The sequence below is a fragment of the Streptomyces millisiae genome (assembly GCF_031845425.1).
Classification (GTDB): Bacteria; Actinomycetota; Actinomycetes; order Streptomycetales; family Streptomycetaceae; genus Streptomyces; species Streptomyces millisiae.
Window position 1 is genome coordinate 1 of record NZ_JAVREM010000140.1, and the last position, 5,205, is coordinate 5,205.

The 5,205-nt window shown below is 74.8% G+C and carries 5 protein-coding genes and 1 pseudogene; 3 read left to right on the forward strand and 3 right to left on the reverse strand.

The genetic code is table 11. The features are described 5' to 3' along the window. Both RNC47_RS35720 and RNC47_RS35725 read right to left on the reverse strand, forming a co-directional pair. Window positions 1-397 (reverse strand): histidine phosphatase family protein (locus tag RNC47_RS35720; RefSeq protein ID WP_311604987.1); only part of this gene is annotated, 397 nt, incomplete at its 3' end. A 52-nt stretch (window positions 398-449) separates the two neighbouring features. Beyond that, on the reverse strand, window positions 450-1,910 hold the full coding sequence (locus RNC47_RS35725; RefSeq protein ID WP_311604988.1) for an aminotransferase-like domain-containing protein: 1,461 nt from the start codon (window positions 1,908-1,910) through the stop codon (window positions 450-452). Here RNC47_RS35725 and RNC47_RS35730 point away from each other — a divergent pair. Both RNC47_RS35730 and RNC47_RS35735 read left to right on the forward strand, forming a co-directional pair. Then, window positions 1,909-2,823: a DMT family transporter gene (locus RNC47_RS35730; RefSeq protein ID WP_311604989.1), complete on the forward strand. Its 915-nt coding sequence runs from the start codon at window positions 1,909-1,911 to the stop codon at window positions 2,821-2,823. The genes RNC47_RS35725 and RNC47_RS35730 overlap by 2 nt on opposite strands. 134 nt (window positions 2,824-2,957) lie before the next feature. Next, window positions 2,958-3,164, forward strand: a complete 207-nt coding sequence (locus RNC47_RS35735; protein WP_311604990.1) for a DUF1918 domain-containing protein — start codon at window positions 2,958-2,960, stop codon at window positions 3,162-3,164. Between the two features lie 38 nt (window positions 3,165-3,202). On the opposite strand, the gene RNC47_RS35740 is transcribed toward RNC47_RS35735, so the two are convergent. Then, entirely contained in the window at window positions 3,203-4,456 is a 1,254-nt protein-coding gene (locus RNC47_RS35740; RefSeq protein WP_311604991.1) for a glycoside hydrolase family 10 protein, read from the reverse strand. A gap of 205 nt (window positions 4,457-4,661) precedes the next feature. Between RNC47_RS35740 and RNC47_RS35745 the strand changes: the two are divergent. Then, window positions 4,662-5,205, forward strand: a pseudogene (locus tag RNC47_RS35745) (xyloglucanase); the annotation flags it as partial.

Consider the following 5,205-nt stretch of genomic DNA (forward strand, 5'->3'; position numbering starts at 1 on the left):
CGTCGATGGGGCGGGTGTCGAGCCAGCCGCCGACCCGGGAGACGAAGGACAGCAGGGCCTCGCCCCCGTGTGGGGCCGAGCGCGGGTCGGCGAGCCAGACGTCGACCGCGGCCGGCTCGCGGGCGGTGACCTCCTGTAGGGTGAGCCCGTTCCAGCGCCCCATGTCGCAGTCGCGCAGGGCGGGTTGGGCGAGCGGGGCGAGGCCGATGGCCTCCCCCGTCTGGCGGCTGCCCGGGGTCGGCGAGCAGTAGCGGAGCTCGGCGGCGGTAAGCGGCAGCAGGGCCGGGATGGCGCGCTCCAGCGCTCGCCAGCCGGCGGTGTCGAGTGGGCGGTCATCGCCGAAGCGTGCGTCGAGCAGGCTGGAACTGCGGGCTGCGGCGATCAGCGTGACCAGCATGGCGCGATCGTACGAGCACTCGAATATCCGCACCACTACGCTGAGGTAAATCTCACGACGGTCCCGCTGGGCCGCCCAGCGCGTCGCGCCAGGCCGCGCCCAACCGCCGTACCCCCTCGACCAGTTCGGCGTGCCCGGCGGCGGGCGCGAAGCTGAGGCGGACGTGGGCGGCGGGCGGCTCGGCCGCGAAGTACGGGCGGCCGGGCGCGACGGCGACGCCGGCCCGCAGCGCGGCGGCCGTGAGCGCGGCCTCGTCCGAGCCGGGTGGCAGCGGCAGCCACAGGTGGTAGCCGCCGCGCGGCGGAGGCGCCTGGGGCCCGGCGGGGCCGGCCGCGAGCGCCCGTGTCATCGCCTCCCGCCGCTCCCGCAACTCCCGTGCCACCGCCCTGAGGTGACGGCCCCACGCGGGCGCGCCGACGAGTTCGAGCGCCGTTTCCTGCAGCGGTCGCGGGACGAAGAAACTGTCGACGATCTGGATGGCGCGCAGCCGCTCGGCGACCGGACCACGCGCGGCCAGGGCCCCGACCCGCAGGCTGGCCGAGGTGACCTTGGTCAGCGAACGGACGTGCACCACCGTGCCGTCCGGGTCGTCGGCCGCCAGGCTCGCCGGCAGCGGCCCCGCGTCCTCGTGGCCGAGCAGCCGGGCGAAGTCGTCCTCGACCACGAAGGCGCCGGCGGCCCGCGCCGCGGCGAGCACCTCGGCCCTTCGCTCCGGAGCGAGCACCGCGCCGGTCGGGTTCTGGAAGAGCGGCTGGCAGACGAAGACCCGCGCCCCACTGGCGCGGAACGCCTGTCGTAGCAGGTCCGGGCGCACCCCGTCGGCGTCCACCGGCACGGGGACGGGACGCAGCCCCGAGGCCCGGGCGACGGCCAGCATCCCGGGGTAGGTCGGCGACTCCACGAGCACCGGGGCGCCGGGCGGCGCGAGGGCGCGCAGCGCGGTGGTGAGGGCGCTCTGCCCGCCGGCGGTGATCAGCACGTCGGCGGCGGCCACCGTGCCGGCGCCTCCGTCGATCTCGCGGGCGAACCAGGCCCGCAACTCCGGCAGGCCGGCCATCGGCGGGCGGTCCCAGGCGCCCGGGCGGCGCCCGGCCCTGGCGAGCGCGGCGGCCAGCGCCCGCTCCGGCCGCAGCGCGGGCGCCAGGTAGCCGCCGTTGAGCTCGATGACGCCGGACGGCGGGGCGACCAGGGTCGCCAGCACGCCCTCCGCCTCCACGGTGCGCGGCACCTCGTCGGGCGAAGGCTCGGCGGTGAGGGCGATCTGCTGCCAGGAGGTGTCGCCCGGCGGCGGGGTCGCCGGGCGCGGCCCGGCGCGGAAGGCACCGGCGCCCGGGCGGGTCACCACGAGCCCCTCGGCGGCCAGCGCCGCCAGCGCGCGGGCGACGGTCCCCGGGCCGACATGGTGGCGGCGCATCAGCTCCCGGCTGGAGGGCAGCCGCTCCCCCGGCCGGTAGCGGTCCAGATCCCGACGCAGCAGGCCGGCCAGCTCCGCCTCACTGCTACCGTGTTTCATGACGGATCACCATAGCGCTACCGCCCGCGCACCGATAGCGGTGCCGGCCGGAACCACGGACCGGGGTGGCATCGCCCTCGCCGCCCTCGGGGTCCTCGCGTTCTCCCTCACCTTCCCCGGCACGGTCTGGGGTCTGGACGGGCTCGGCCCCTGGACGCTCACCTGTGCCCGCGTCGTGCTGGGCGCGGTCGCCGCCGTCGGCTGGCTCGTGCTGGCTCGCGTCCCGCTGCCCGAGCGCCGGCACTGGCCCGGCCTCGCGACCGTGGCCGCCGGCACCGTGATCGGCTTCCCGCTGCTGACCACGCTCGCCCTCCAGACCTCGTCCACCGCCCACGCCGCCGTGGTGGTCGGACTGTTGCCGATCAGCACCGCCTGCTACGTCACGCTCCGGACGGGCAGCCGCCCGTCCCGCGCCTTCTGGGGCGCGGCGCTGGTCGGGGCCGCCGCGGTGCTGGTCTTCGCCGTCCGGCAGAACGGCGGCGCTCCCACGGCCGGCGACGGCTACCTGCTGCTCGCGCTGCTGATCTGCGCCGCCGCCTACGGCGAGGGGGGCCGGCTGGCCGGCGAGATGCCGGGCTGGCAGGTGATGGCCTGGGCCCTCACGGCCAGCCTGCCGCCGGCCGCGGTCGGCCTCGTCGCCGCGCTGGCGACCGAGCCGGCCGAGCTCACGGCACGCTCGACCGTCGGCCTGCTGTGGGTGGCCTTCGGCTCCCAGCTCCTGGGCATCGCGGTCTGGTACCGCGGCCTCGCCCGCGCCGGCATCGCCAGAGCCAGTCAGTTGCAGCTCGCCCAGCCGCTGCTCACGCTGGGGTGGGCGGTGCTGCTGCTCGACGAGCGCCTCACCCCGGCCGCGCCACTCACGGCGGTGGCGGTGCTGGTCTGCATCGTGATCACCCAGCGGTCCCGCGGCTGACGTGTCAGGGAGGCGCGACGTAGACTGAAAGTGGTGACGTAGGTCACACCGGGGGTGGCGGTCAGTTCGCCTGTCGAAGGGGCGATCCGCCGCGGGCCTCCGGGAACGGCGAGAGGCGACGGGAGGGTATCCCGATGCGAGCGAAGACAGGCGACCGGATGGTCACGCACGGCAGGACCGTCGGCGACACCGATCGGGTCGCCGAGGTCATCGAGGTCCTGGGCGAGAACGGCGAGCCGCCCTTCCGGGTGCGCTCGGCCGACGGCCACGAGAGCGTGGTGTCCCCGGGGCCCGACTCGGAGATCAGGAGCGGGCGCGGCCGGCTCATGGGGCGCGGCTGACGCCGCACCCCACCGTGAGCGGGCGCCGCGGCGCCCGCTCACGCGTAGTGGTCGCGGTACACCCGGGACATCGCGCCGAGCGGATCCGCCTTGACCTGCTTGGCCGAGTAGAAGGCGTTGCCCCCCACCTCCGGGTGGTCGGCGCACAGCGTGAGGTGCCGGGACAGCTCGGCCGGATCCTGCCAGGCCGAGCCCTGCGCCGGGTCCCCCACCTTGTAGATGGCCTCGCCGATGTGGAGTTCGACGCCGGTGCCCCTGGCGACCTCCGCCCACCAGGAGACCACGGTCTCGTAGTCGGCCCCCTCCTGCCCGATGTGCCAGTAGGCCTGGGGAAGCACGTAGTCGATCCAGCCCTCCCGCACCCACGTGCGGGTGTCCGCGTACAGGTCGTCGTAGGTCTGCACGCCGGCGTCGGTGTCCGAGCCGAGCGGGTCGGTCGTCTTGTTGCGCCAGACAGCGAAGGGGCTGACCCCGAAGGCCACGTCCGGCTTGGCCTCGCGCACCCGCGCCGCCATCTCCCGCACCAGCAGGTCGATGTTGTGCCGCCGCCAGTCACCGCGGTCGCCGAAGTCCCCGCCGTGCTCCTCGAAGGCCGCGTCGTCGTCGAACTCCTCGCCTGACACCGGATAGGGGTAGAAGTAGTCGTCCCAGTGCACGCCGTCGATGTCGTAGGACTCGACGGCGTGCATCATCGCGTCCTGCGTGAAGGCACGCACCTCCGGCAGACCGGGGTTGTAGTAGAGCCGGCCGCCGTAGGGCACCGCCCAGCCGGGGTTCCGGCGCGCCGGGTGATCGGCCGTCAGCCGGGAGGGCTCGGCGTGCGTCGCGATCCGGTAGGGGTTGAACCAGGCGTGCAGCGCCAGGCCGCGCTCGTGCGCCTCGGTGACCGCGAAGTCCAGCGGATCCCAGCCGGGATCCCGGCCCTGAGTGCCGGTCAGCCACTCCGACCACGGCTCGTGCGGCGAGGGCCAGAACGCGTCGGCCGTGGGCCTCACCTGGAGGAAGACCGTGTTCAGACGCCAGCGGGCCGCCGCGTCGAACAGGGCCGTCAGCTCGGCCCGCGCCGCGTCCGCCGAGAGCCCCGGCTTGCTCGGCCAGTCGATGTTGGCGACCGAGGCGATCCACATACCGCGCAGCCGCGTCGCTCTCGCGCCGCCCCCGGCCGCCGCGCCGGGCGCCGCCAGCGGAACCGCTCCGCGGCCGGCGGCGGCCGAGGACTGACTGAGCGTCAGCGCCCCTGCCATCGTGCCCAGCGTGGCGATCGCCAGGCTCCTGCGGGTGATGCGTGCCATCGAAAGCCCCCTGTCGGTATCACCATGTTACGTATACCCAGCACAGCGTGACGGACTCTCAGTCGCAACGAGCGAGTGACACACCCCTTATGCGAACAACATTCGACAGTTAGCATCGGCCGCACGCACACCTGGGAGCGCTCCCATCCTTTTTGCCACCCCCAACCGCCGCCCGCGGCGGACGAGTAAGGAGAGGAGCGCCAGCGTGCGAAGAGGGAGACCGGCGACGGCCCTGCTGGCCGGCATGGCTCTCACGGGCGGGCTGCTCACCGCCGCGACGACGGCTCCGGCGAGTGCCGCGGCCGACCGGGCCCGGGAGGCGGTCGGCGCCGAGGTCGAGGCGGCCGCCGACTACACGTGGGACAACGTCGCGATCGGCGGCGGCGGCTTCGTGCCGAGCATCGTCTTCAACCGGACCGAGCCGGACCTGGTCTACGCCAGGACCGACATCGGCGGCGCCTACCGCTGGAACCAGTCGGACCAGTCCTGGATCCCGCTGCTCGACCACGTCGGCTGGGACGACTGGGGCCACACGGGCGTCGCGTCCATCGCCACCGACCCCGTCGACCCCGACCGCGTCTACGCGGCCGTCGGCAGCTACACCAACGACTGGGACCCGAACAACGGCGCGATCCTGCGCTCCGCCGACCGGGGCGAGACCTGGCAGACCACCGAGCTGCCCTTCAAGCTCGGCGGCAACATGCCGGGCCGCGGCATGGGCGAGCGCCTGGTCGTCGACCCCAACGACA

Bases quoted from the DNA above. Each gene is read 5' to 3' on its own strand.
- RNC47_RS35730 (WP_311604989.1), top strand. From the start codon at position 1,909: ATGACGGATCACCATAGCGCTACCGCCCGCGCACCGATAGCGGTGCCG.
- RNC47_RS35725 (WP_311604988.1), bottom strand. From the start codon at position 1,910: ATGAAACACGGTAGCAGTGAGGCGGAGCTGGCCGGCCTGCTGCGTCGG.
- RNC47_RS35735 (WP_311604990.1), top strand. From the start codon at position 2,958: ATGCGAGCGAAGACAGGCGACCGGATGGTCACGCACGGCAGGACCGTC.
- RNC47_RS35740 (WP_311604991.1), bottom strand. From the start codon at position 4,456: ATGGCACGCATCACCCGCAGGAGCCTGGCGATCGCCACGCTGGGCACG.